The sequence below is a fragment of the Vibrio sp. 10N.222.55.C6 genome (assembly GCF_041473395.1).
Taxonomy (GTDB): Bacteria; Pseudomonadota; Gammaproteobacteria; order Enterobacterales; family Vibrionaceae; genus Vibrio; species Vibrio crassostreae_C.
Map to the genome: position 1 here is coordinate 1 of NZ_JBFRSD010001099.1, position 273 is coordinate 273.

The following is a 273-nucleotide window of genomic DNA, read 5'->3' on the forward strand; positions in this document are numbered from 1 at the left end:
GCGCCATTCCTACTTTTCACCTAACTCATTCAACAGGGACGTTGTGACCTTTATTCCCGAGGAGGAAATAAATGATCAATAAACGTTTAACTACCGTGATTCTGACTGGTGTTTTGGCTGCTCTGTTTTTTGCTAAAGCAAGCGTTGGAAGCGAAAGCTCTAAGAACGCAGCCACCATGGATCAATCGCAGCAGCATCAAGACGTCGTGCAACTGTTGGATGAGGCTTATCAAGGGCAATTGGAAGCCCAGCTCTCTGTCGCTTACTTATATC

Annotated in this window: 1 pseudogene; it reads left to right on the forward strand. The window is 45.8% G+C overall.

Annotation, left to right across the window (positions count from 1 at the left end):
• Nucleotides 1-71 precede the first annotated feature (71 nt).
• A pseudogene (locus AB4486_RS27725) lies at nt 72-273 on the forward strand (sel1 repeat family protein); the annotation flags it as partial.